This is a genomic window from Bacteroidota bacterium, from assembly GCA_016715425.1.
GTDB lineage: Bacteria > Bacteroidota > Bacteroidia > Chitinophagales > BACL12 > JADKAC01.
In genome coordinates, this window is sequence record JADKAC010000005.1 from 615,999 (window position 1) to 641,131 (window position 25,133).

Here is a 25,133-nt window from a genome sequence, read left to right on the forward strand (position 1 = left end):
ATTTTTTTAAGGAGGTAAGAGCTCTGCGGAAACAAAAATTTTATTCGAGCAATAAAAAATTGAAACTCAATTACAAAGAATTGGAAATACAATTCTAATAAATTTCATATCTCCACCGATTAATGTAATATCAGAATTTACCCTTCTATTATAATAATGTTGGCTAATTAAAGCGATTAAATAGCAATTACATTTAAATGCCAACACTTGAATTCTATTTCCTTGTTCCAAAACCTCCTTCACTATCTCAAACTCATAAGCTTCATTTGAATTAGTATAATATTTTTCTAAATTTATTTGTTTGTCTAAATTAGAAGAATTCGAAATAAAAGACCAAAGCTCTCCCGTTAACTTTACATAATATCCATCATCTATTAATTTATTGAAATCCCAATCATGACTTTCTAAAATGCTGTCAATATCCTCCAACGAACTGTCGAAAATGTAAATGTTGCCACTGCCTTCAGGTGTTGAAAATTTAATAAGATAAGTATTGTCAACTCTCAAAGTATCAAGTATATAAAAGACGTCTTTCCCTCCCTGCGCATCAACTTGGCTCCAAATTTGAAAGTTCATTAGAATCAAATGAAATAGAAATATACCTTTCATGTTTCCTATTTATTTACAACTTTGCCGTGTTTGAAATTATCAGGGGCATCTCCTTCAGTTGCCATTATAGAATGGTCACCTCTGGAATATCCTCTTTCTGACATAATTTCACCGCCCTCATTTTCAGAAGGAGAAGTGCCCAGCCCAACGTTAAATAATATTTGTTGAATTATAGCATCAGTATATTCAGGTAATCTGTCTAAGCCTGTTTGTTTCGCAACATCCAGCTGTTGCATAGCTCCAAAAGTTGTATGTTGAACTCCGAAAGCATGTCCCATTTCATGTATAGTGGTACTAAGGCCAATTCTGTCACTAACATGAACTTCAGAATTTACATCAGTATGTCCATACCAAATTACTCCAATGGGTGCTTCCAATTGAATAGCTTCATGAGGCTCAACTATTAACGTATTTGCGTATGAACGTTCACCTGTAAACGAAATTTCTCCTGTTTCAGAGTTATAATCATCACCATATGTCCCACTATAATCAATTCGATTAGAAGGCTTGGCTTGTAGATCAAATTCAATATCGTAGTCAATTACCGTCCCATCAGCCTGTTCAACTTCATATATAAATTTACCATTGACTTGCCTCTTAATAGCAATTACCGCTTGGGTAGCAGTTTGTTGTGATTTAAGGTCCGATTCAGGATAGTAAAATGTGGCTTTTACAATAATAGTACGAGCGTTATGGTCCACATAAACCTCGTAATCTTTGCCGTTTCTGTCAATATACAGTATTGGGTTATTAGCAGTATATACATAGGGGGATAAATTTGCGTACTTTCCAGACATAGGATCTACACTCATCCACCTTCCCAATCTCGCATCATAAATCCTCTCTCCAAAATCATAAGAATTTCCATCTCCATACGTTTCTGTATCGCTTTCTTTGCCGTTAAACCCAAACCTGTATTCACTTCCGCTGCTCCAATTTCTTCCTGGCGTTAACATCCCAAAGGGATAGGGATGTGGAAGTGTAAAAATGTATGGTTTCATAATCTAAAATTACCATTTAGGAAAGTATGTTTAATGATGGATATTTTAGTTAGTTAGATTCCAGTCAATTGTTAAAAACACTATTCATTATTTGACCTTTTAATTTATTCTTGCTTTCGATAACAATTTTGATTCGGTAAATCTGCTGAATAATATCCTACACAAAACTCTATCTTTCCCTTACTTCGTTCTATCGTATGAGACCAACTACCAATTGTGTCTATAGCAAGTTCAGGAAACTTGATCAAATCCCTATCCAAATTATGAAAATATGAACTAAACTCAATTACATTACTTTGTCCCTTTTTAAAATTCCACTTACCACTCATATCCAAAACTAAATGTTTTTTTATGTCATAAACTTTTCTATCGTACACACCATTTTCTTTAAGCACTATCGTATCGAAGCAATTTTTATAATCAACAGGGGTATAAATTCCTAGTATTTCTTGTTCTGTAAATCTATATACACAAGATATCAGAAATAGTACTGTAAAAATGGAATAAACTGATTTCATCTTTTATTATTCAGGTCCTGTTAAATTTTGTGATTCTCTCAATATTTTTTGATATTGGTTATGGATATAATTTGATTTTTGTGTGGCTTTATTTTCAACTTCTATATTTGTTTCTGTCCATATATAAGTCTGATGGGTAGTTCCGTTTAATTTAAATGTTGACCTATTCCAACTTGGTAATGACCTATATGCAAAAGATGTCATAGATTTAGAATCGTTCATCATAAAGAGTGTTTTATCTCTCTAATTTATAATAAGATAAATTAGCCCTTCCAATAAATTGTTCCCATCCATTAAATCCTGCTGTAAATGGATTTATCTCATTATAATTAAAATCCACAGGTCCCTTGGCTTTGCCTTCAGACACAACCGCAGCCCTAGCTTTGGATGTGTATGTCGAAAAAGGATTATCAAAGGAACCAAAAACTCCCGTAGTAGAATTATCAAAATCCGAGAGCAAACTGTTTTCTGATCCGGTTCCAGAATCCCATTCTTTAAATAGTGTTCCCCAACTTGTATTTTTATCCCTTTGAGTATATCCTTTAATTAAAGACTCACCTCCCCTAATAGTGTTTGAACTTCCTGATGCTCTATCTACAATTTTAGTATCTCCATTTTCTTGATGGAAAAAATCAATTTTATCTCCCCCTAAATCACTTATCTTATTTCTATTCTTTTCAAATTCATCAGGCTGTTTAGCAGCTCTACCATCAGGATCAATAAAAAATATAGGGTTATTATTAAAAGCATTATATGTAGATTGAAAAGGAAAATGGTCGGCCAATGGATCCACACTTAAAAACTTTCCTAGCCTTGGATTATAAATTCTAAAACTATAATCATAAGCATTTCCTTCCCCATACGTTTCGATATCACTTTCTTTACCGTTAAACCCAAACCTGTATTCACTTCCAGCGCTCCAATTTCTGCCTGGCGTTAACATCCCAAAGGGATGATGATGTGAGGGTGAAATATTGGTTGGGTTCATCTAATAAATTTAAAGATGGATTTGAATTTAATTATGAAAATTATGCAGTGTTTAAACAATCTCGCCCCTTTAAGTGCCTTTGCTTAAAGTTCTAATGTTTGCCAATCGTCAATCTCTATCCCATAATTAAACTTAGCTTGTCGTTTTGCTCCTTCAATATCTGCAAACCATAAATCTGCTTCACATGGCTCATCTAATGATTTATGCAGAAAAAGAAAAACGCCTTTTGTGTCGCTTTCATCTAATTCAATAACGAGATATTGTTTCTCGTCATCTATCATTTCTTCCTATATTTTCGCTGTTAGCTTCATCTTTTATCCAGTCAGATTCTACAATGCCATAGTCTTCTAAAGCAGCTTGTTTAGCATGTTCTAATTCTTTAAACCATGTGTCAGAAGTTGAGTCCTGACTTAAATCTATATAAGTGTTTAAATAGTATCCTACTATTTCACCTTTATGAATGTGAGGATAGATTTCAAGCCAGACCTGCTCGTCTGAGGCGCATTCGTATGGTATTTTTGCTATGTATTTTTCTTTTATCATCTTATTGGCATGTGATAATTTTTAATTGGTTTATTGAAATTATTTGGAGAAAATATTTCAAAATTAAAATGTGGTGATGAATGTAATATATCAGCATCGGTCATTCTAAATTGACGTAACCCATCTGAAGACCTAAAAACACCTGGGACAATTTCCTTATAGCCAGTACCTAAAAATCTTCCTCCTATTTCAAGTCCTTTTTCTGCCGTTCGAGCTTTAGAAGTTAGTTGTAGTGTCTTCGCTCCTAATCTTTCAGCTTTCCCTAAATCACCAATATAGGGTATGATGGCTAACGCACTAATCCCCGCATTGCTCCATTGTCCCCTGCTTGCATAAATTAAAGCATTTACACCATCTACAACGCCCGTTGGGTCTGCAATTCCTGCAACGTCCAATCCTGTTTGAACATTGTCTCTCCAAGAACCCCCGCTACTTTGCGCATTTTTCGATTTGGAGTGCTTATCAAAATTTTCAATAGAAAGTGTCTTCAGAATCATTTCACCATCCCCTAAGTCAACCATTTCTCCTTCGGTATAACTAACATTCCAACCACCTTCTTCATTTTTATAAGCCTGTGCATCACCCCCAATTTTTGCAGCTTTATTCTCTGCATCTATCTTATCGTCAGAGTTAAAAAGGTTTCTGAAAAATCCCGCACCCTTAACCCAATCACCATTGGGGTCGGAATAATAAATTGGGTTGTTTCTAAAGGAAGCATATACGCTCTCCCATGCTACTGATTTAGGCTCGGGAGACATCCAACGTGCAAGTCGAGTATCATACTGTCTCCAAAATGTAGAAATATGATTTCCATTGCCTTTAATGTTTGAATCGTTCTCTACACCGTTAAACCCAAACCTGTACTCACTTTCGGCGCTCCAATTTCTCCCCGGCGTTAACATCCCAAAGGGATAGTGAGGTGAGGGTGAAAAAGTGGTTGGCTTCATTCTATAAATTTAAAGATAGAATTGGAATATTTAATTGAAATTACAGCCAATGAACTAACAATAATTAGTGAGGAAAATTACGCAGGGTTTAAACACTATAATTTATTTTTTATTTGTGGTTAGAACTCTGCTGAAACATAAAGCTGGTTTAGATTAAGTTAGCCTAAACTGATTATCATTATATTTTTTAAGTCAAATACAAACAGATACTTTACTAATCATAATTTATCAATAATTTTTTCGAATATATTTTTTTTGCCATTTTTTTCTCCGATAATTTCATACTTTCTGTTAATGACTCCATTATCATAAATTGTATAGATAGTATTACCATTGTATTTCTTATCATCAAATGATTGAATTGAAAATCCAAACCATTTTTGAGCGTTTCTTAATCTGCTAAACTCATATCCATTCTCAACTTCTTCGATTCCTTGAATGATACCCATTCCATCCATTTTATAGACATCAACAGAGTAATTAGAGTAATACAATTCAATTTTCTCTATATAATAAAGTGTATCATTAATCTTATTAATTAAAATTGGTTGACCATGTATAGATTGCAAGAATCCTTCAGCATTAAATGTCATTTCAAATTCTGGTTCACCATTTAAAAATAGTGTATGTCTTTTTGGTCTAAGAACCTTATATACAGAACCACTATCGAGATTCTTAGCCCATTCAGGTTCTTGATTCAATATTAAATCAGGATATTCCCATAAGTTTTCGAAGTACTCTATTTCTTCAACTGACTTTTTACCTAATTCAAAATAACTTGATTGCATAAGGTAGCCACTATTATAATAGTATTCTTGTAATCCATGTAGTTTACCCATAAAATATCTTGTGGTACTTTCTAGTTTTCTATCAGAGGAATATACCTGAACTACACTATCAGGTATTGAATCAAAATAGTTAGTTGTTATCATCATTAGTTGATCGTTACAAAACAATGAATCAATTTTATATGAATTATCCATTGCAGAAATATGAAAACAATTTTCCTTGACTCTACAACTTATAAATAAAATAATGAAGAGAATATAATATCTATTATTCATTTACTTCATTTTTGGCCTTGTATTTATATTCCATAAAAGCTCCTTCACTTCGACTTCCTTTTTTTCCTGGCACCCGGAAGTTTGTAGTATCACCTTTATCGTTTGTGGAATATGTAGTATCCTTACTACCGATAAAACTAATATCCCTATCAAATACTCCTGATGAATGTTTTTTATTCGATTCTTCCTGTCGATTTGACCAGGCACTTTGAGGACCACTAAATGCTTCCGCCAATTCTACGAGTTGTGGTTGATCAGAATTAACTACTAACCACTCTTCAATGAGGCTCATATTGTCTAAATCCAAATTGTTATAATTGCGAAAGTTTTTTAAAAACTCTCTGAAAGCTAATGCTTCATCTTTATTCACGTTAAATTCAAAATAATTAAGAATTTGAAAACTTTCAAACTGATCTTTTGTATTAACTTCAGCATATGAATGCACAATGGAAATACTAAATTGATTTTCTCCTTGTTGAATAAAATTAGCATCAACAAAAAGTGTCCCTGATCCTAAAAATCCCTCATTTTTAAATTTATGATTATACTGATCTTTTTTTATTTGTGTATTTCCTTTCAGTAAATCATAATTTAATGATATTTGAATATTTTCTTCCAAACCATCTAAATCTATGGCGGCAATAGGTTTATTCCCCGCAAACTGATAAGGAGTATACCAAGGGTATGATTGTGTTAATGGATCAACACTCAAAAATTTTCCTAACCGTGGATTATAAATCCTAAAACCATAATCATAAATATTTCCTTCTCCAGACGTTTCTGAATCACTCTCTTTGCCGTTAAAACCAAACCTATACTCACTTCCAGCACTCCAATTTCTTCCCGGCGTTAACATCCCAAATGGATGTGGATGTGTGGGTAAAATATTGGATGGGTTCATCTTATAAATGTAATGTTTGATTTGGAATTATTTAATTTGAAAATTATGGCAAATGAATTTAAAATAATTAGTGAGGAAAATTACGCAGGGGTTCAATAGTATTATTTATTTTTTGTATTAGTTAGAACATTCCCGAAACTGAATAATTTCTATACTAAAAGGTTTCTTTAAACCATTTTCGTATTCTTCCTTCTAAAGAATTTGGTTTCTCATCTTTTTGCTTCTGTACCTTTTCCGTCTTAAGTGGAATTGCTAATCGTTCATCTTCTAATTTTGCTCGGTTTAGATTAGCTACAGTTATTGTTAAAGTAGCCGTAATTAAAATGTACATTATCACAGTCAAGCCCCCGCCTATAGACTTTTTAAAACCACATTTTAGGAACTTTTCTTTCCTCACAATTAGGAAGTGATTCAATACTCCTAATAATAAACCTACTGATAAAACTATAAACTCATTTCGTATTGTTTCTACTAAATCATAATAATTTATTAATGTATATATTGCCAAAAGATTAAAGCCAATTAAAACTGAACTAACCACCGAAGTATAATACAATAGTAATTGAGTCTCTTTCATTCGATCCTTATAAAACCGATAAATTGTAAAGAGTAAATAATAATAAACCTTCATAACTAATAACCTTCCGGTTTATCAAACACTGGTTCACCGGAAAAATATTCATATGCTGCTTTTCCTCCAAAATACGCAACACTAATTGCTGCGCCAGGTAATCCAAAGAAACCTATTACACCAAAAACAACATCCACTTTCGCTTGTGTTCCTGAAATTTCACCACTGCCATATTGATCATAAGTCAAATATAGTCCAGCAGCTCCTGCTAAAGGTCCTGCAACTTTTAAAACGCTAGATGTAGTTTTAAGTGTAGAAGTTGACACACGTAAATTCGGAAAGGGTTTAAGAGTTCTTATAATAGATTTTTGATTGTACCCGTGATAATTTCTTACAAGAATCTTATCGGCTTGATTAGCTGCTGCCCCAGTTACAAAACTTCCTGAGGCTAACCAATTCCCAGCTTCGCCAGAGAATACACCCCCATTTTGCGCATTTTTCGATTTGGAGTGCTTATCAAAATTTTCAATAGAAAGTGTCTTCAGAAGCATTTCACCATCCCCTAAGTCAACCATTTCTCCTTCGGTATAACTAACATTCCAACCACCTTCTTCATTTTTATAAGCCTGTGCATCACCCCCAATTTTTGCAGCTTTATTCTCTGCATCTATCTTATCGTCAGAGTTAAAAAGGTTTCTGAAAAATCCCGCACCCTTAACCCAATCACCATTGGGGTCGGAATAATAAATTGGGTTGTTTCTAAAGGAAGCATATAGACTTTCCCATGCCACGGGCTTAGGTTCGGTGGACATCCAACACCCAAGCCGAGGATCGTACTGTCTCCATAATGTAGTATAATGATTGCCACTACTTGTAAGATCGGGATCACCTTCCATTCCGTTAAACCCAAACCTGTATTCACTTCCAGCACTCCAATCTCTTCCCGGCGTTAACATCCCAAAGGGATCATAGCGTTTTATATCATTTTGTATTACCGATTTCACTGTATAAATGTATTAAAATTCTCAAAAGGTTTTAACTGTTATGTTATTGCGCAGATACTCTTAGGAAAACCCATAAGGTTCATAAGATAAACCTGCAGAATGGGGACTGTGAGGAAACAGAAGTGAAGTTATTTTTCAAGGTTATATTTTTTTTACTGCAAAGCCTTGCTTAATAACTTCTGTTATACCACTATCAGGTTTTACAGTTATGGTTATTCTTTTTATCAATCTTCCTTTATCATATTCATACTGTCTTGTTACAATATACCCATCTAATATAAATTTGTCCATTATCAATCTGTTCTCAAATAAACATATACTCATCGATTTAAATTTTGTGTTTTGAGGAATATTGTATTGAGTTAAAATAGATGACACAAAATCTCCTTCATATCTTTTTATTAAAACTTTTTTCCCCATTATTGTTTTGAATTCATTTTCAGAGATATTAGCATTTTTTATTACAGTATTAATATCCACTAATTCTAAATTCAATAAATTCAATGAGTCCTGAATGTCGACTTCTAAATAATACCTTTTATATACTTGAAAAGTTTCAAATGTACCACTCATATCTACAAGGTCTCCTTCATCGTTATAGACATATTGTATAATATTTTGTTCCCTTAATAACGTGCGACAAACACTTACACCAATGGTATCTGGCAAGTATTCAATTTGCTTTATACAATTTCCCATGTAATCATTAATAAAAACTATAGAATCAATCAAATTGCAATTAATTTTGTATGGATCTATGCTTACATATGAAATGAGATAATTATTATTATCAAAATAGTATTTATCAAAAACTTTTACTTTATTATTAATTTCTTCCCAAAATTCAATAATAATATTTGGTTCATGTTTAGTTGGCGTTTGCCCATCAACAAATTTGATAGAAAAGGCACATGTTATCAAACAGATTAAAATCTTACTGAACATAATTATTCCTGTTTTTCAGGTTTATTAATTCTCTGATTACCCTCAAGAGTCTTCCAATAAATTGTTTTGCCATATTGTGCGGTGGATATTAAACTTATCTTATCCTTATTTGTATATCCTTTATAATTACCTGTAGCATATTTTCTTGCGGTGCTTTGAATTTATTCCCCACTGCTGCTTTCCATGAAGCATAATGCTCATCTGAAATTCGCCAACCCTGTGTATTCATATGAAGCTCAATTGATATTTGTCTTTTTCCATAAAGCACAGAACCTCTATTTTCACTTTCATCAAATTCAGATTGCTCTTGACCGTCCCATTGAGTTGCACCATAGCTATAATCAAAACCGCCAGTTAAGGAATTTATTACAGCAGAATTAGCTGTTTGCATAAATGTTCCATTTCTACCTTCATTGGATGTATTTCTAAAAATTTCGGCTTGCTCACTGCTTGCACCATAAGCAAGGCTATTTCTTTCATGAACACTTGCTATTGCAAATACTTCTTCTCTACTGTTAATTCCGAATACATGAGAACTTTCTCCATATACTGTAGAAGATTTTTTAATAAATCCACTATGATCAATTCCTAAACTTTTAGTATCACTGGAAATCTTTTCATACCAAACGTTTTCATCTATTTGTCCAGAGTTAAAATTTTTAATACCCTGAATTGCTACATCATTACTTACATCATTATTATTTAAAATACGAACTTCTTGGTTTGTTCCTGTTCTACCTAAAAATATACCATCAGCAGCATAAAAGAATTCTAATCCATCTAAATCAACTCCACTAATAGGTGTGTTGCTTGCAAATTGATAAGGAGTTAAATAAGCATATTTTTTTGTCAAAGGATCAACACTTAAAAACTTACCTAACCTAGGGTTATATATCCTAAAACCATAATCATAAATATTCCCTTCACCATACGTTTCTTCATCGCTCTCTTTGCCGTTAAACCCAAACCTGCATTCACTTCCGGCACTCCAATTTCTTCCCGGCGTTAACATCCCAAAGGGATGTGGATGTTGTGATGGAGAAATGGATTGTTTCATTTTATAAATTTAAAGATAGAATTGGTATTATTTATTTTGAAAATTATGGTAAATAAATTTATAATAATTAGTAATGAAATTTACGCAGGGTTTAAACAATAGTATTAATTTTTTATTTGAGTTTAGAACCCTTAGAAACTAAGAAAATTCTCTGAAGATACATAGTTAAAATAAACCTAAAGCACGAGTTTTAATCACCACTTCACCGTCATTATTATTCTCAAATAAAGTATAAACTGCAGTATACCTAAATTCTTCCATACTATCGAAGTTACAGCCCACGGCATCCCACGCAGAATACATAGGTTTCAGGTTTTCTATATATTGGGTTTCAAAGATAATTTTATCTTTATTAACGTCTAAGGAATAATATGTTTCCTCAGTATCAAATAGAATTATTATTTGATAATAATCGAAATTAGAGCTACCTTTTTCTACTATGAGCACCTTGTGAGGCTTACGAAAATCTACTAACAAGCATAGAACAGGCCAGACGCTTTCACGAACATGATCATGAAATATTTGATTATATATTGGATACATTATATAATCATTTGCATGGCATTCATCAATTATATCTCTATATGAGGATTTTGTTTCTTTATTCCACAATTCAACATTTATAGCTCGGAAATTCACAAAATTTATAGATCTATTATTGCAACCATAAAAAAATATACATATAAAAATTATATAAAATTTAGATCCCTTTAATTGTAGAATTATAAAATTTTTCAACTTTAATTAATTTATATTGTGAATTATAAGATATAATTTAAATTGCGGGGAATAACAAAGTATACTTATCAGATGATTCTAATTTTAATATATAACTTATACATAGTTAATTTTATTTAAGATGATATACTCCTTACCTAAATAAAATAAATGCCGTTTAAACATTTATTTTATATCATTCTTTCTCTTCTATAGTTAATACTTGGTTACTGCCCTTATGATTAAACTGATCTTCAAAATCATTTAATTCCTCATTATTTAATGTGGTATTTGATTTAGAATGCTTATTATAATCAGTAGGATTAACTTTATCAATTAAATAATAACCTTGAAACTTTATACCATTGATATCATATTGTTTGGGATTTTTAGAAATTTCTTTATTAAAAACTTCCATTCCATTATAGAGATACCGAAGTCCATAACCCATTTCTGCCCGAACAATATTTTCAAAATCTACAGCACCAACCTCGCCGTCAGGAATTGTATTTGGTAGATAAAAATCTTGCCCATATTCATTCTTTACAAGTATTAATGGATTATTTTCATCAATGAATGAGTTAGTGGAATTATTATTTGTCCAACTAACAAAATGAAATAATTCATGAGCCATAGTAATTGCAGCAGGACTTTCTAATGGATTCTTACCGTCAGAATCTTTAGATGGCAAGGGGTTATCCGCTACTTTAGGGTTCCAATTTAATTTAGCAATGTGACCTCCTTTGTTAAACACCTCAATTCCTCGTTCTGAAGAATAAAGAGAAATTACCAAAGTTTGATCAGCTTTAATTGCTTGCTTAATCATTTCCCGCCCAGAATTGGAATTAGCTGCTAATTGCTTTAATGCAGCTTTCACTTGCTTGCGATAATCTTTGTCCCCTATGATTTGAATTTTTCTTCCATCCATATCATAAAAAATTAGAGGTGAATTAGCAGAAAAATTGTATGGGCTTATAAATGGAAAAATAAACTGTAAAGGATCCACCTTCATCCACCTGCCCAATCTCGCATCATAAATCCTTGCTCCAAAGTCATAAGCATTTCCATCTCCATAAGTTTCTGCATCACTCTCTTTGCCGTTAAACCCAAACCTGTATTCACTTCCAGCGCTCCAATTTCTTCCCGGCGTTAACATCCCAAAGGGATAAGGAGGTAAACCATCTAAAAGCCTTATGTGTCCTAATTGTTTCAAGGAAATAAAATTAGTTAGAATGTGTCGTTTTTGCAATTTCAGGGCTATTTTTAGAAGGTAAAATTTCTTGATAAATGCGGTCTAGCTCAGCATCAATAAATTGTTGCGCATAATTAACATAGCGATAAAACTCGGGACTGTTTGCAGCATGCCCTGATATTTTTCTTACCATTGTTTCCGGCATACCTAAACTTAAAAGCGTAGTTATCGCTGTTCGTCTCATGGTGTGGGTGGATACAAGATCGCAGAAGCGATATGCCTTTCCATTTTTGTTCAAGTTCTTTATGATTCCATGTTTTTCCCTTTTCTTGCCTACTTCTTGGCACCAACCTGCTTTCAAACATAATTCTTTAATATTCTCATTCAGGCGGTTGTTACTTACTTGAGGTAATAGTTGTTTTCTACCTCTGTACTTTTTTAAAATTGCCACAGCATATTCTGGTAATTTAATACGAGTATCAACGGAAGTTTTACCGGATCGGACATTCAAATAATAAGATAGTGAAGTGCCTTCAACATTTGTTTTGGTGAGCGACATTAAATCAGAAAATCTTAATCCTACTGTACAACCAAACACAAAAGTGTCTTTGGTATATTGTAAATACACAGGAAGGGATTTTTCAAATTCAATATCGTTAATTAGAAATTGTAATTGTTCAGGTGATACTACAATTATGGGCACACTCTCTTTTCGTACATAAAAGTTTTTTTGGAAATTTCCTGTAAAAATTAATTTTTCAGTATTCAGATAATTAAAAAAAGTTTTAATGATTTTAAAATGAAGTCCGACATAATTATCAAAACAACCTGAAGAATAAAGATGAGTTGAATATTTTTTATAGAAACGATTCCAATACAATCGCTCAGATTTCAATACTCTTTTATTGCTTCGGATCAGACTAAAATTCGTAAACGAATCCCTTCCTTTTCTTGAAACCTGATTGTTTCTCCAAGTACAACTTTATATTGATCAATTGTTCCTTTACGAATTTTTGATCCATCTTTTTTTAATCGTTTACCCGTTTCAGAATCGGAAATAAATTGTTTGAATAGTTGTATTAATTCAAATTCATTTTTCATTGCATTAATATTTGTTTAGGAAAATTTAATAAGGAAATGAAATTAAAAATATTTGAGAATGGGAATGGTGAATGTTGAATGAAATGATCAGTAATGAGTTTTTTAGTGAATAGTGAATAGTGAATGGTGAATAAAAAAAATCAGTGATGAATGATCAATGATGAATAATTAATAAGGAGTTTTTTAGTGAATAGTGAATAGTGAATGGTGAATAAAAAAAATCAATAATGAGTAATCAGTAACTAAAAGTCGAACGATAATTTTTTAACCTGAAACTCGAAACCCGAAACTTTTTTGTCAAAGTCAAAGTCAATAGTCTAAGTGAATAGTCAGTGGTTCTTTTCGCCAATCGCTAAAGGCCAATAGCTAATAGCCGAATAGTGAATAGTGAATAGTGAATGGTGAATAAAAAAAATCAATAATGAGTAATCAGTAACTAAAAGCCGAACGATAATTTTTTAACCTGAAACTAGAAACCCGAAACTTTTTTTGTCAAAGTCAAAGTCAATAGTCTAAGTGAATAGTCAGTGGTTCTTTTCGCCAATCGCTAAAGGCCAATAGCTAATAGCCGAATAGTGAATAGTGAATAGTGAATGGTGAATAAAAAAAATCAATAATGAGTAATCAGTAACTAAAAGCCGAACGATAATTTTTTAACCTGAAACTCGAAACCCGAAACTTTTTTTGTCAAAGTCAATAGTCAATAGTCAATGGTCAATGGTCAATAGTCAATAGTCAATAGTCAATGGTCCTTGCTCAAAGTCCACTGTCAATTGTCAACTGCATTTAACAACCCTTAACCAATGTTCTCTATCTTGAGGGTTAACTTTGCAGACCAAAAAAAAATTATAGTAATGCAAAAAAGTATTTTTCTGTTGGCAATAGTTGCCAGTATTTTAACCTCTTGTAAAAATGAAAAGGAAACTGTTTATACAGCCTTTGATCCGGGTTCACTCGACACTACATTTAATCCGGGTGATGATTTCTATGAATATGTAAATGCAAAATGGATTGCATCGCATCCTATTCCTGCGGATAAAAGTCGCTTTGCTTCGTTTGATGCATTAGATGAATTGAGTAATACTACCTTACATAAAGTGATGGAAGATGCTGCCGCTGCAAAAAGTGAAAAGGGTAGCAATGCTCAAAAAGTAGGTGACTTTTGGTTTAGCGGAATGGATACTGTTGCAATTGAACAGGCAGGTATGGAACCATTGAAACCCTATATTGCTAAAATTGATGCAATTGAAACTTCTGATGATTTAATTAAAGTTGCTGCTGAAATGCATGGCATGTATAACTTTCCAATTTTCAGCAATTGGGTAAGTCAGGATGCAATGAATAGCTCTGAACAAATTTTGGAATTATGGCAAGGTGGATTAGGCATGCCCGACCGTGATTATTATGTGCGCCCTGATGCGAAAAGCGAACAACTGCGCAAAGATTATGTGCAGCATATTGCAAATCTCTTTAAACTTTCAGGAGTGGATAGTGAAGTTGCAAAGAAAAATGCAGAAATGATTATGCAGTTGGAAACACAACTTGCTGAAGCTTCAATGCGCCGTGTTGATATGCGTGATCCTTATGCGATTTATAATAAAATGACGAAGGAAGATTTAAATGTATTAGCACCTGCTATTAATTGGAATTTATATTTCACTGAAATAAAAGCACCTGAATTTACTTCATTAAATGTTGCGCAACCTGCATTTTTTACTCAGGTAAATGCATTGATGAAATCGGTTCCGCTAAATGATTGGAAAACTTATATGCAATTTCATTTATTGAATTTTGCAGCCGGTTATTTAAGCGGCGATTTCGTTGCCGAAAATTTTGATTTCTATCAGAAAAAATTAGGTGGTGTACAGGAAATGAAACCGAGATGGAAACGTGTTGTTCAAGAAGCAAATAATGGATTAGGAGAAGCTTTAGGTCAGGAATATGTGAAAGTAGCTTTTAGTCCGGAGAGTAAAGAACGCATGAAAGTAATGATTGAAGATTTGCGTGCTTCATTAAGCGAACGTATTGATCAATTGGAATGGATGAGCGATAGTACCAAACTGATGGCTCACCAAAAATTAGATGCGATTGCAATTAAAATTGGTTATCCTGATAAGTGGAGAGATTATTCCACATTGGAAATTGACAGAGGTCCTTATGTATTAAATGTAATTCGTGCTAACCAATTTGAATCGAAACGCAATATGGATAAAATTGGAAAACCGGTAGATAAAACAGAGTGGGGTATGAGTCCGCAAACGGTGAATGCATATTACAATCCATCCAATAATGAAATTGTTTTTCCTGCGGCAATATTGCAACCACCATTCTTTGATCCGAATGCAGATGATGCTTTAAATTATGGTGGCATCGGTGCAGTAATAGGTCATGAAATAACACATGGTTTTGATGATCAAGGTCGTCAGTTTGATGCAGAAGGAAATTTAAAACAATGGTGGACTAGTGATGATGATTCTCGTTTTAAAGACAGAGCGAATGTTGTGGTAACGCAATTCAATTCTTATTGTCCATTAGATAGTGTTTGCATTGATGGTATGTTGACTTTGGGTGAAAATATTGCAGACTTCGGTGGACTCACTGTTGCTTATAATGCATTTAAAAGAACAGACGAATATAAATCAGAAACATCTATAGATGGATTCACACCATCACAACGATTTTTTATTGGCTTTGCAAGAATTTGGGCGGGTGCATACAGAGAAGAATCAATGCGCACACAATTGCTTACAAATCCACATAGCCCAGGCAAATGGCGAGTAAATGGTACCTTAACCAATATGCCTGAATGGTATGCTGCATTTGGAATTAAAGAAGGTGATAAGCTTTATAAACCGGAAGATCAAAGAGCAATGATCTGGTAAATTATTCTCATCCCGCTTTCGAGCGGGATTTTTTTTTACTATTACATTTGTGCCATGCGCATACTTCTTTGTTTTTGTTTCTTCACCGGATTATTTTTTTCGCATTTGAATACATGTCTTGCGCAAGATGTCTTGTATTTATTTAATGGTGATATCTACAATGGAAAAGTAATTCATGTGGAAGCAGCCCGCTTGCGCTTTGATGGAAAAAAAACAGGCATCATCAATATTAAATTGAAAGATATTAAAAGCATTAAGTCGGATGTGAATGCTATTTCAATGGAATTATTAAACAGTGAAAGTTATTATGGTTGGTTAGATACACTTGCCCCTCCGGGTTACAGCAGGTTTTATAATCTGGATGATACATTCGCTATCAGAATAGATAGTATTTCTCAACTCACTTCTATTCGTACTTCTTTTTCAATAGATTTCGTGGAAGTATAACTGCCGGTATGAGTTATACCAAAGCGAATAATTATTTGAGTGGAAATGGAAATGTTGACCTGACATATTATGCTCGTAATTATTTTATCTCCAATAAATTTTCTGCAAATGGCTCTAATAATGATGGAGATTATATTACTGAACGTGCATCCAATAATTTAACAGGATTGTACGAAGCGAATAAGCATATAAACTATATCGCTATGTTCACTTTTTATAAATCTGTTGAGTTGGGATTGGATCATCGTTATACTTTAGGATTTGGTGTTGGGAATTATTTATATAAATCAAGAATTCAAAATTTACAAGCGTATGTATTAATTAATGCATTAAAAGAAAAAGATTTGGAAGGAACAGTTTCTGATTTTTTAATGCAGTATCCGGTTGGCTTAAGTTATAATTTATACTTATACAATAAGCATACTTTGCAATTATCTATTGATAATGTTTTTACAACGATTCCAAGTCAAAGTTGGAGAATGCGATTTGATCAAAACATTACATTCAGATACGAACTTATTAAAGATTTGTATTTATCCCTTTCAGGATATCTCAATTATGACTCCGATCCTTCTTCTGCTGCAACCAGTAAAACTGACTATGGTATAAACACTGGTGTGAGTATTAGTTTTTAGTATTTAAATTTGTCGAAATTATAAGTTATGAATATTTTAAAAGTAAGTCTAGTAGTGCTTTTTGTAAGTACACTGTTTTCCTGTTCCACCGTGTATGTAGATTCCATGAAACCTAAAGGAGTTGATTATAGTGGAATTAAATCTTTCGCTTGGGTAAACCCGGTAGATGCTGACGGAGCACACAGATATGATGATAAAATTTATGCACCTGTTATATTAAAAACTGCAACAAATGCATTACTCACAAAAGGGATGGTATTAGATACATTAAATCCTCAAGTAGTGTTTGTTTTGATACACAAATTACGCAAGTGAAAGAATATGTTCAGGATGGTCCTGATGTATATGCTGGTGTGGGTTTTGGCGGTCCTTATTATTATGGCGGTTTTTCTGCGCCTATTTATCAGAGTGATGTACGTGAAGTAACCAGTAATGAAGGTATGCTTGTTATCGAAATGTGGGATCCTATAAATTCAAAATTACTATGGCGTGGATGGGCTTCTCAAACAGTTTCTATGAGTACTGATATGGATACGGATGTAGAACGTGCCTCGAAATTTATTATTGATAAACTTCCTATTTCTGTAAAGAAGTAAACACTCATTGAAGCTTACATTTTTTCGGGAGCTTCTATTCCCAATAATTTCAGACCGTGTTGTAAAATTTCGCTTGTAATTTTTATAAGCGAAATTCGAAGTGAAGCTTTATCTGTAGTTTCTGCTTTTAATACTGAATGCTCTGCATAAAATTTATTGAATGTTTTTGCCAGCGCATATAAATAATTTGCAATGTCTGCTGGCGAATATGCTTCGGCAGCTTTTTCAATCACAGACGTATATTGATCGTGTAACACTATTAATTCTTTTTCTAAAGGCAATAGATTTTTTTCTGTAATTGTAATTGGAGCATTTCCATATTTTCTTAAAATACTTTTAATACGTGCGTAGGTATATTGAATAAATGGACCTGTGTTTCCTTGAAGGTCAATTGATTCTTTGGGATTAAATAAAATTCTTTTTTTAGGATCTACTTTCAGAATAAAATATTTTAATGCACCCAATCCTATTTGATTTGCTACGGCTATTTTTTCTTCCGCATCGAAGTCAAAACCTTTTTCTGATTGATCAATAAATTCTACTGCATTCTTTGTTATTTCGTCAATAAGTTCATCTGCATCTACCACTGTTCCTTCTCGACTTTTCATTTTCCCTTCCGGTAAATCTACCATACCATAATTCAAATGATATATTCCATTGGCATAAGGTTCTTGTAATTTTTGTAATACAAGTTTTAATACTTTAAAATGATAATCCTGTTCATTGGCAACCACATATACCGAAGTATCCATTTCAAAATCTGAATAGCGTTGTTTTGCAACACCGATATCTTGTGTAATATAAACCGAAGTACCATCGCTGCGCAACAATACTTTTTCATCCAAACCATCCTCAGTTAGATCTACCCAAACAGAACCATCAGGTTTTTTATAAAAAATATTTTTTTCTAATCCTTCTAAAACAAGATCACGTCCTTTCGAAAAATTTTCTGACTCTAAATAATCTTTTTCAAATGCAACTCCTATTTTTTTGTAGGTGATATTAAAGCCTGCATACACCCAACTATTCATTGTATTCCAAAGTGCCAATACATCTTTATCTCCCGCTTCCCATTTGCGCAGCATATCTGTTGCTTCTAAATAAATGGGTGCAATCTTTTCTGCTTCTTCTTTTGTTTTACCACTTGCAATTAATGCGGTGATTTCTTTTCTAAAATTCTAGAATATTCCACATAAAATTTTCCAACAAAATGATCGCCTTTAGTATTTGTGCTTTCAGGAGTGCTGCTATTTCCTTTACGCAAATAGGCTACCATGCTTTTGCAAATTGCAATTCCTCGATCATTATAAATATTTACATGATGCACTTCATTACCTGCAGCTTGAAGAATATTTGCAGTAGAATATCCGAGCAACATATTTCTAACATGACCAAGATGCAGTGGTTTATTTGTATTTGGTCCGCAATATTCAACCACAATTTTTTTAGGGTTGAAAATGGTAATATTCCAATTGCTGATACCAGTATTTTGTTGAAGAATTGTTATCCAGAAATTATTTGAAAGTGTAATATTTAAAAATCCTTTTACAACATTAAATGAGACAACCTGATCGTAATTCGCTTTTAATGCATTGCCAATTGTATTCGCAGTGAGTTCAGGATTTTGTCTTGAAATTTTTGTGAATGGAAAAACCACAAGAGTATAATCTCCATCAAATTCGGGCGGTGTAATATCTAATCGGATATTATTTGTTTGATCACCTGCATCATAAAGTTGATTGAGTGTAGCAACAATTTTATTACGCAAAATTTCTACTGCGTGCATCACAATCTTTTTTCAATTTCCATTGTAGCTTGTTCTAATATTTCTAATGCTACCTCTGCCATCATATTTTTCTTGTTGTCCAATGTTGGATTTACTTCTGTGATTTCGATACAACATACTTTCGGATTGCGCACCAGTCCGGTCATTAATTGGAATGCTTCACTTTCATATAGGCCACTTTTTACCGGTGTGCCTGTTCCTCTCGAAACATTTGAATCCATACTGTCCACATCAAAAGAAATATAAATATGTGTGCAATGCTCCAAACGTTTCATTGCATCATCCACTACATATTGAATTCCGGTTTCACGCATTTTTTGCACAGAATAGACTTTTGCACTATTTTTTTTCAATAAAAATTTTTCTGCCTTTTCTGTATCTCTGAGTGCGATAAATACGATTTCTTTAAAAGTAACTTTTGGTGTGATGCCTCCTACTTTTTTCAATTTCTCCCAGGCTTCAATAGTTTGCTTTTCCGGTTGGTTTATTTGACATACTTTATTATCAATTGCAACAGCAGTTGCTAAAGGCATACCGTGTAAATTTCCGGAAGGTGTTGTATAAGGTGAATGTAAATCCGCATGCGCATCTACCCAGATAATTCCAATTTTTTCTTTGGGATACGCCATTTTAATTCCTGCAATTGTACCACCTGCATTGCTGTGATCGCCGGAAATTATTATTGGAAACTCACCTGCCAGTAAAGAATTTTTCACTTCATCGGAAATACGGTGATACATATCTAATATGTATTGAATTTTAATAGAGTAAGAAGTTTCAATATCGTCCAGCACTTCATCATTATTGCTGGGAACAATGGTGGGAGGATGTTCTTTAAAATATTTGCTGCCTTTTGTCCACGCCGCTACACGAATAGCATCGAAACCTAATCCTGAGCCTCGTGTGCCTGCACCTAATTCTGAATTTACTGAAATTATTTTTGCCTTCTTCATATAACTGCAAAGTTATTATTTTTACCCTGCTAAAAATATTGAACGTTTAAAACAAAAAACATCAACAACAAGAAGTGAAAAATACCTATCTTGATCTTATCCAACAAACATTTTATTTTCCACAGGATGGCTTTGAAGTAAAAGATAACTATCTGCATTTTAACGGCATTCCTTTAAAAGAACTAATTGAACGGTTTGGTACACCATTGCGTCTTACCTATTTGCCGAAAATAAGTCAGCAAATACAAAAGGCAAAGAGACTGTTCAGCAGCTCTATTGAAAAGCATGATTATAAAGGCAAATATTATTATTGCTATTGCACTAAGAGTTCGCATTTTGCGCATGTGTTGGATGAAGCCTTGAAAAATGATATTCACTTAGAAACTTCTTCTGCATTTGATATTGATATTGTCGAAAAATTATATCTCAATAAACGCATTACAAAAAATACATTTATCATTTGCAATGGATTTAAAACCAGAGAATATACACAGCGCATATGTAAATTGGCAAACCTGGATTTTAAAATAATTCCTGTACTGGATAATATTTATGAGTTACAGGAATATGAGGATATGATTATTAATGAGTGTGAATTGGGAATCAGAATTGCCGCTGAAGAGCAACCAGAATTTCAATTATATACTTCACGTCTTGGAATAAGATATTCGCAAATAAAAGATTTTTATCTGGATAAAATAAAACCTAATCCGAAATTTAAATTGCGAATGTTGCATTTCTTTATTAATAGTGGGATTCAAGATAAAATTTATTACTGGAATGAATTGGGTAAATCACTGAAAGTGTATTGTGAATTAAAGAAAGTGTGCCCTGAGCTTACGGCATTAAATATCGGTGGTGGTTTTCCAGTTCGCAATTCATTGGGGTTTGATTATGACTTTCAATATATGATTGATGAAATCATCAATAAAGTAAAACTGACTTGTGAGCAGGAGGGGGTTTCAGTGCCGGACATATTTACGGAGTTCGGCAGTTTTACTGTTGCTGAAAGTGGTGCATTAATTTTTCAAGTGCTTGCAGAAAAACAACAAAATGATAGTGAGCGGTGGTACATGATTGATAATTCATTGATGACTACAATGCCGGATGCATGGGGAATAAATCAAAGATTTATTTTATTACCAATAAATAAATGGGGCAATGAGGTACAACGTGCGAATGTGGGTGGATTAAGTTGTGATCAGATGGATTATTATAATTCTGAGATACATGCCAATGAAGTGTATTTGCCAGTGATGGATAAAAATGAACCATTGTATATTGGATTTTTTCATACGGGTGCTTATCAGGAATCAATATCCGGTTATGGTGGAATTAAGCATTGCCTTATTCCTTCACCACAACATATTCTTATTGATAAAAATGCAGATGGTTCGCTGCGTTATTCTATGTTTGCAGATCAACAAAAGGTGGAAAGTATGATGCATATTCTGGGTTACGACGGAATGCAATAATCAATAAATTAATCAGCTATTTTTTCAAACCGATAATTACTCAATCTCAATAATGTAACACCATTGTTTTCAAAATATTCAATAGAGTCAGCAGCATTTTTTACTTCTGCAAAATGCAATGGACCTAATAAATATTGAGTGGGTTTTGCTGAATTAAATCCTTTGCGAATATCCGGTCCATGTGCATTTAATAAAAATCCGGTGTATAGAGTGATATCAAATCCACGAGCTGCATAATCGTCGGGGGCTGCATTGTACTTTGCAATAAAATCATTTTTAAATCGTAATGTTCTCGGTGCCAATGGATCTATATAATAACTTTCCGGATATTGAAAATGTAATGACTCCAAATAATCCAGAGAAATAGTTTCAAAATTTAGAATACCACTCAATCCTATAACAGAAATATTTTCATTCCGGGATGCCAAAGAAATACTGCGCAACAATTTACTTATAAAAAGTTCATCGAGTGAAGCGATGAAAATAAAATTCTCCATTCCAGATTTAATACTGTCTTGTAATTCACTTATAGTTGTTGCAAGAGTTATACTTCCTGAATAGGATTTTTTCATATTTCCCTTCAATGCACTTTTAAAATCTTCTGCAAGTTTCTGTTCCAAAGCCATTCCCTCCTGATAAATTATAATGGTATTTGTTACAATTCTTTTGTTTTGTAAATAGGATGCTGTTTTTTGAAGTTGTGTGGACAATGTAGGATTCATCAACACATAAAAAGGATTTTTTTCTGTAATACTTGAAGAAGGAGAGAGCGGCGAAATAAGAAAAATTTCTTTTTCCTTTGCAAACTGTGCTGCCGGTATCAAACACTCATTAAATAGTGGACCAATTAAAACATCCATAGCATCCAATGATCCACTATTAATTAATTGCTGCATCTTGCTGCTGTCCTTAGCTATATCAAATGTAAACACTTCAAGATTCACATGCATCTTGCGCAAAGTATCTAAAGCTTGTAATGCACCTTCATAAAAAGTGATAGCCGCTAATGGTTGATAGGTGGTAACATTTTCGTTATCCATTAAATAATATAACTCTTCAGCATCAATGCTAAAGGGAAGTATAAATGCAATTTTATAACTGTCTTTTTTTGCCCATTTAGTTTTTTCTAAATCTTCTAATTTTTTAGCGATTGCAATAGAATCTTTCATTGCCTGTGTAGTATCAGGAACAATCGTTATTTCTTTTTGTACTTCTACTTTTTTTTCCTCTTCAACTACGGGCGCAGGTTTTCTTGCCTGTTGAAAAATATTACATGCACTGAATAAAATACTTATCCAAATGATGATTATGAATTTATTCCCACTCAATTGTTGCAGGTGGTTTTGAAGATATGTCGTAAACAACTCGGTTAATTCCTTTCACGTGATTAATTATATCTGATGAAATTATTGATAATAATTCGTGTGGTAAATGACTCCAGTCTGCTGTCATTCCATCGCTCGAATTTACACAACGTAAAGCAACCACATTTTCATATGTGCGTTCATCACCCATAACGCCAACTGTTTTTACAGGAAGTAATATTGCACCGGCTTGCCACACTTTATCATACCATCCTGATTTTTTAAGATGATCAATAAAAATAAAATCTGCATCCTGTGTCATACGCACTCGTTCAGGTGTGATATCGTCAATAATTCGAATAGCCAATCCTGGTCCCGGAAACGGATGCCTGTTTAAAATTTCTTTTTTAATATTTAATGCAGTACCCACTTTGCGCACTTCATCTTTAAATAAAGATCGCAAAGGCTCTATCACTTTTAAATGTAAAATATCGGGTAGTCCTCCTACATTGTGATGTGATTTAATTGTTGCCGACGGGCCGTGGACTGAAATAGATTCAATTACATCCGGATAAATTGTTCCCTGACCAAGCCACTGCACACCATCAATTTTTTTTGCCTCCTGTTGAAATACTTCAATGAAAACACGGCCAATCGCTTTACGTTTTTTTTCTGGATCAATAATATTTTCAAGTGCAGTTAAAAATTGATTGGATGAATCTATACCTACTATATTTAATCCCATATCCTTGTAGCTTGCCAGTACTTCATCAAATTCATTTTTTCGAAGCAGACCATTATTTACAAAAATGCAAGTAAGATTTTTTCCAATTGCATTATGTAATAATATTGCGGCAACAGATGAGTCAACACCACCGGATAACCCCAATACTACTTTATCATTTCCGATAATTGTTTTTAAATTCTTTACTGTTTCTTCAACAAATGATTCAGGTGTCCAACTTTTATCGCAACCACAAATAGTTACCACAAAATTTTCCAATATCTGCATACCTGAAATGGAATGTGTTACTTCCGGATGAAATTGAATTCCGAACATCGGAAATTTAAATTGATCAGGTTTACTTTGGAAAGCGGCGATATCAATACTTGCTGTACGAGCAGTAATAAAAAATCCATCCGGCACTTTGGTAACAGTATCACTATGACTCATCCATACCTGCTCTTCATTATTTACATTAAAAAATAAACTGCTTTCTTTTTCCATAATATGGAGAAAGGCCCGGCCATATTCTCTCTTGGCAGAAGACTGCACATCTCCATTAAAATGCTTCGCCATAAATTGAGCACCATAACATACACCGAGAATTGGTTTTTTATTAAACACTTTATTATAATCAAATGCAGGTAGATCTTTATTTGATACAGAAAAAGGACTACCGGAAAGAATAATTCCTTTTATGTCTTTCGTTATTTCAGGGATTTTTGTGCAGGGAGCAATTTCACAATACACATTTAATTCCCGGATTCTTCTTGCAATAAGTTGGGTATATTGAGATCCGAAATCAAGAATTAATATTTTTTCATTCATGCTCAAAGATAACCACCGGGATATTTTTTCGTGGGGAAAGTTTTGTGGGGAGACTTTCTACATTTCCACAATTTCAATTCCTCAATCTCAATACTATTCCCCAAATAAATTTTGAGGATTTTAAATTATTACTTGGCTAAAAGGAAAGGATAATTTTTAAAGGTACTTGCCAGTAAAGGACTTCATCATTTAGTAAGAATAAAATCAGGCAAAAAAAAAGCAGAGCGAATCAAAAGACTCTCTCTGCTATCCCCATGAAAACACACACGATAACATAAGATGCAAATGAAATGCCATTGAAATAAAATGGAGAAAATAAAAAAAGCAGAGTTCACGGTAGGACAC

Annotated in this window: 27 protein-coding genes and 1 pseudogene; 6 read left to right on the top strand and 22 right to left on the bottom strand. The window is 33.2% G+C overall.

The features are described 5' to 3' along the window. Nucleotides 1–66: 66 nt before the first annotated feature. The 18 genes from IPN31_08480 to IPN31_08565 form a co-directional block, all read right to left on the bottom strand. On the bottom strand, nt 67–576 hold the full coding sequence (locus IPN31_08480) for a hypothetical protein (protein MBK8681924.1): 510 nt from the start codon (nt 574–576) through the stop codon (nt 67–69). 38 nt (nt 577–614) lie between these two features. After that, nucleotides 615–1,610: an RHS repeat-associated core domain-containing protein gene (locus IPN31_08485; protein ID MBK8681925.1), complete on the bottom strand. Its 996-nt coding sequence runs from the start codon at nt 1,608–1,610 to the stop codon at nt 615–617. A 104-nt stretch (nt 1,611–1,714) separates the two neighbouring features. Further along, nucleotides 1,715–2,128, bottom strand: a complete 414-nt coding sequence (locus tag IPN31_08490) for a hypothetical protein (protein ID MBK8681926.1) — start codon at nt 2,126–2,128, stop codon at nt 1,715–1,717. A 6-nt stretch (nt 2,129–2,134) separates the two neighbouring features. Continuing rightward, nucleotides 2,135–2,353 (bottom strand): hypothetical protein, encoded by a 219-nt coding sequence (locus IPN31_08495; GenBank protein MBK8681927.1) that lies wholly within the window; start codon nt 2,351–2,353, stop codon nt 2,135–2,137. Nucleotides 2,354–2,363: 10 nt separating this feature from the next. Further along, a complete protein-coding gene (locus IPN31_08500) occupies nt 2,364–3,116 on the bottom strand; it encodes a hypothetical protein (GenBank protein ID MBK8681928.1) in 753 nt (250 codons plus the stop codon). Nucleotides 3,117–3,199: 83 nt separating this feature from the next. Further along, on the bottom strand, nt 3,200–3,397 hold the full coding sequence (locus IPN31_08505) for a hypothetical protein (protein ID MBK8681929.1): 198 nt from the start codon (nt 3,395–3,397) through the stop codon (nt 3,200–3,202). Continuing rightward, entirely contained in the window at nt 3,387–3,659 is a 273-nt protein-coding gene (locus IPN31_08510) for a hypothetical protein (GenBank protein ID MBK8681930.1), read from the bottom strand. Before IPN31_08510 ends, IPN31_08505 begins: the two co-directional genes overlap by 11 nt. Then, the gene (locus tag IPN31_08515) at nt 3,656–4,606 is read right to left on the bottom strand and encodes a hypothetical protein (GenBank protein ID MBK8681931.1); all 951 of its coding nucleotides are present in this window, start codon (nt 4,604–4,606) and stop codon (nt 3,656–3,658) included. The genes IPN31_08510 and IPN31_08515 overlap by 4 nt, the downstream gene beginning before the upstream one ends. Before the next feature lie 218 nt (nt 4,607–4,824). Beyond that, nucleotides 4,825–5,589 (bottom strand): hypothetical protein, encoded by a 765-nt coding sequence (locus tag IPN31_08520; GenBank protein ID MBK8681932.1) that lies wholly within the window; start codon nt 5,587–5,589, stop codon nt 4,825–4,827. Between the two features lie 73 nt (nt 5,590–5,662). Next, nucleotides 5,663–6,526: an RHS repeat-associated core domain-containing protein gene (locus tag IPN31_08525; GenBank protein MBK8681933.1), complete on the bottom strand. Its 864-nt coding sequence runs from the start codon at nt 6,524–6,526 to the stop codon at nt 5,663–5,665. 199 nt (nt 6,527–6,725) lie between these two features. Next, nucleotides 6,726–7,148 (bottom strand): hypothetical protein, encoded by a 423-nt coding sequence (locus tag IPN31_08530; GenBank protein ID MBK8681934.1) that lies wholly within the window; start codon nt 7,146–7,148, stop codon nt 6,726–6,728. Between the two features lie 56 nt (nt 7,149–7,204). Then, a complete protein-coding gene (locus IPN31_08535) occupies nt 7,205–8,146 on the bottom strand; it encodes a hypothetical protein (protein ID MBK8681935.1) in 942 nt (313 codons plus the stop codon). A gap of 141 nt (nt 8,147–8,287) precedes the next feature. Beyond that, on the bottom strand, nt 8,288–9,091 hold the full coding sequence (locus IPN31_08540; GenBank protein ID MBK8681936.1) for a hypothetical protein: 804 nt from the start codon (nt 9,089–9,091) through the stop codon (nt 8,288–8,290). Nucleotides 9,092–9,185: 94 nt separating this feature from the next. Next, nucleotides 9,186–10,148 carry an RHS repeat-associated core domain-containing protein gene (locus IPN31_08545; GenBank protein MBK8681937.1) on the bottom strand — a complete coding sequence of 321 codons (963 nt, stop codon included), beginning with the start codon at nt 10,146–10,148 and terminating at the stop codon, nt 9,186–9,188. A gap of 165 nt (nt 10,149–10,313) precedes the next feature. Next, nucleotides 10,314–10,886 (bottom strand): hypothetical protein, encoded by a 573-nt coding sequence (locus tag IPN31_08550; protein MBK8681938.1) that lies wholly within the window; start codon nt 10,884–10,886, stop codon nt 10,314–10,316. Nucleotides 10,887–11,061: 175 nt separating this feature from the next. After that, nucleotides 11,062–12,078: a hypothetical protein gene (locus IPN31_08555; GenBank protein ID MBK8681939.1), complete on the bottom strand. Its 1,017-nt coding sequence runs from the start codon at nt 12,076–12,078 to the stop codon at nt 11,062–11,064. A 10-nt stretch (nt 12,079–12,088) separates the two neighbouring features. Continuing rightward, nucleotides 12,089–12,952, bottom strand: coding sequence for a tyrosine-type recombinase/integrase (locus IPN31_08560; protein ID MBK8681940.1), 864 nt, complete (start codon nt 12,950–12,952; stop codon nt 12,089–12,091). A gap of 20 nt (nt 12,953–12,972) precedes the next feature. Continuing rightward, a complete protein-coding gene (locus IPN31_08565) occupies nt 12,973–13,158 on the bottom strand; it encodes a hypothetical protein (protein ID MBK8681941.1) in 186 nt (61 codons plus the stop codon). Between the two features lie 854 nt (nt 13,159–14,012). Between IPN31_08565 and IPN31_08570 the strand changes: the two genes are divergently transcribed. Genes IPN31_08570 through IPN31_08590 form a run of 5 tightly spaced genes read left to right on the top strand, consistent with a single transcriptional unit; the run spans nt 14,013 to nt 17,718 of the window. Next, on the top strand, nt 14,013–16,040 hold the full coding sequence (locus tag IPN31_08570) for a M13 family metallopeptidase (GenBank protein ID MBK8681942.1): 2,028 nt from the start codon (nt 14,013–14,015) through the stop codon (nt 16,038–16,040). Nucleotides 16,041–16,094: 54 nt separating this feature from the next. Beyond that, the gene (locus IPN31_08575) at nt 16,095–16,487 is read left to right on the top strand and encodes a hypothetical protein (GenBank protein ID MBK8681943.1); all 393 of its coding nucleotides are present in this window, start codon (nt 16,095–16,097) and stop codon (nt 16,485–16,487) included. A gap of 8 nt (nt 16,488–16,495) precedes the next feature. Further along, nucleotides 16,496–17,122, top strand: coding sequence for a DUF481 domain-containing protein (locus IPN31_08580; GenBank protein ID MBK8681944.1), 627 nt, complete (start codon nt 16,496–16,498; stop codon nt 17,120–17,122). A 27-nt stretch (nt 17,123–17,149) separates the two neighbouring features. Beyond that, complete coding sequence (locus IPN31_08585; GenBank protein ID MBK8681945.1) at nt 17,150–17,437, top strand: hypothetical protein; 288 nt, start codon at nt 17,150–17,152, stop codon at nt 17,435–17,437. Continuing rightward, complete coding sequence (locus IPN31_08590) at nt 17,434–17,718, top strand: hypothetical protein (GenBank protein MBK8681946.1); 285 nt, start codon at nt 17,434–17,436, stop codon at nt 17,716–17,718. The genes IPN31_08585 and IPN31_08590 overlap by 4 nt, the downstream gene beginning before the upstream one ends. 14 nt (nt 17,719–17,732) lie before the next feature. Here the strand turns inward: IPN31_08590 and IPN31_08595 are convergent. After that, nucleotides 17,733–19,504 (bottom strand): annotated as a pseudogene (locus IPN31_08595) (arginine--tRNA ligase). Beyond that, entirely contained in the window at nt 19,504–20,457 is a 954-nt protein-coding gene (locus IPN31_08600) for an arginase (GenBank protein MBK8681947.1), read from the bottom strand. Before IPN31_08600 ends, IPN31_08595 begins: the two are co-directional and overlap by 1 nt. Before the next feature lie 74 nt (nt 20,458–20,531). Between IPN31_08600 and IPN31_08605 the strand changes: the two genes are divergently transcribed. Beyond that, a complete protein-coding gene (locus IPN31_08605; protein MBK8681948.1) occupies nt 20,532–21,932 on the top strand; it encodes an arginine decarboxylase in 1,401 nt (466 codons plus the stop codon). Nucleotides 21,933–21,940: 8 nt separating this feature from the next. Here the strand turns inward: IPN31_08605 and IPN31_08610 are convergent, their stop codons facing one another. Both IPN31_08610 and guaA read right to left on the bottom strand, forming a co-directional pair. Beyond that, nucleotides 21,941–23,260: an amino acid ABC transporter substrate-binding protein gene (locus tag IPN31_08610; protein ID MBK8681949.1), complete on the bottom strand. Its 1,320-nt coding sequence runs from the start codon at nt 23,258–23,260 to the stop codon at nt 21,941–21,943. Beyond that, the gene (gene guaA, locus IPN31_08615) at nt 23,247–24,788 is read right to left on the bottom strand and encodes a glutamine-hydrolyzing GMP synthase (protein MBK8681950.1); all 1,542 of its coding nucleotides are present in this window, start codon (nt 24,786–24,788) and stop codon (nt 23,247–23,249) included. Before guaA ends, IPN31_08610 begins: the two co-directional genes overlap by 14 nt. Nucleotides 24,789–25,133: the final 345 nt, after the last annotated feature.